At 40.6% G+C, this 1,788-nt stretch carries 2 protein-coding genes; both read right to left on the minus strand.

Annotation, left to right across the window (positions count from 1 at the left end; genetic code table 11):
• On the minus strand, nt 1-881 hold an 881-nt coding region (locus ACRCJ0_RS13305; RefSeq protein ID WP_431390726.1), incomplete at its 3' end, for an ATP-dependent metallopeptidase FtsH/Yme1/Tma family protein.
• A gap of 67 nt (nt 882-948) precedes the next feature.
• Nucleotides 949-1,500: a hypoxanthine phosphoribosyltransferase gene (gene hpt / locus ACRCJ0_RS13310; RefSeq protein ID WP_417893711.1), complete on the minus strand. Its 552-nt coding sequence runs from the start codon at nt 1,498-1,500 to the stop codon at nt 949-951.
• Between the last annotated feature and the right edge of the window lie 288 nt (nt 1,501-1,788).

Below are 1,788 nucleotides of genomic sequence, written 5' to 3' on the forward strand. Positions count from 1 at the left end.
GATGGGGCACTCTTCTTAGCATTTTCGAATAAGTCACGTACACGAGAAGCACCGACACCAACGAACATTTCCACAAACTCAGAACCTGAGATTGAGTAGAAAGGCACGCCAGCTTCACCGGCAACTGCTTTAGCAAGCAATGTCTTACCAGTACCTGGAGGACCCTCTAAAAGCACACCTTTTGGAATACGGGCTCCTAAAGCTTGGAATTTACGTGGATCTTTCAAGAAGTCCACCACTTCAACCAATTCTTGTTTCTCTTCATCCGCACCAGCGACATCAGAGAATCGTACTTTTACTTCTTTCTTCGATTGATCAACAGCCTTCGATTTACCCATAGACATTGGGTTGTTTCGACCGCCACCTTGGCTTTGGCTGAACATCATATACATAATCACAACGAAGAAAACAATCGGTACAGCAGTGAATAATAAGCTCAACCACATACCAGACTGGTCTTCTTCTAAGGCCGTCATTTCAGTACCGGTCGCATTCGCTGTGTCCGTAATCGTTGCAATCGTGTTGTCATTAGGCAATACGTTTACCACAAACTCAGAAGCTGAGCTTTGTTGTAAATCTTGGAAAATTGGAATCCCATCACTAGTTGACGATGACGATTCACTTGATTCCTCACCCGAACCCTTGTAAGCACCGCGGATTTGGTAAGCCCCGGCGTTGGATTGGATAGAGAAACTCTCTACATCTCCATCAGAAAGTGTTTGAATGAATTCTGATTGTGTTAACTCTTCAGTGGTGCCACCAGTAGAATCACTCGTTAATGATCTAACTAATGCCATCAAAGCAAAGAACATAATCAGCCACAGCAAACCACTTCTGATGAAGGTGTTTCTATTTGGTCTGTTAGGTCTCTTTTGTTGCATTCATTTTCCCCATTCTAATTGTTGTTCTTAAAGTAGCCATCGAATAGTTATAAATATAAAAAACTCACTAATTATGGAATAAATGTGCGTAAACACTAGGCTTCAAAATACCGATATAAGGTAGCTGGCGATATTCTTCGTCAAAATCCATACCATAACCAATTACAAACTTATCAGGGATTTCAAAACCAATATAATCCACTGAAACATCGGCAGTACGGCGTTCAGGTTTATTTAGTAAAGTAACCACCTTCACACTCGCTGCATTACGGTGTTGGAACAAATCATGGATTTTCGCTAGCGTATTACCAGTATCCACGATATCCTCAACAATAATCACGTGACGACCAGATACGTCTGCATCTAAGTCCTTCAAAATTTTCACCTGACCTGATGACTCAACCCCACCGCCGTAACTTGAAATATCCATAAAGTCAATTTGTAATTTAACATCCATTGCACGAATCAAGTCAGACATGAATGGGACAGAACCCTTCAATATACCAACCACAATCGGGTTCTTATCTTGATAATCCGCCGATAATCCTTCACCTAACACCTGAATACGTTCCGCAATTTCCTCAGTAGAAAATAAAATTTCCTCTACATCTTTATGCATGCCTATAATCCTCCACATTTCATTTCACATAATTCTAGGTTATTTTAGCAAACAACCCAATTTAATAGCAATTAATTAAGACTACTCATCCAAATCTAGCCCCTTTAGCGCAGAAAAACCACCCTAAAAAACTTTCAATAAGCGAAAAGTATTATATCAATCTTACCATTAAACGCCAACAAATACGTCAAAAACCCCTAAAATTTTACCAATACTTTAGCCCCCGCACCACTCCGGTTTACATATAAGACCTCTCCATTGAAAAAGAGGCCCCACACCTCTTGCTGG

This window comes from Aerococcus sp. L_32 (assembly GCF_050689315.1).

Excerpts from the sequence above, each read along its gene's own strand:
- hpt (WP_417893711.1), bottom strand. The coding sequence starts at position 1,500 with ATGCATAAAGATGTAGAGGAAATTTTATTTTCTACTGAGGAAATTGCG.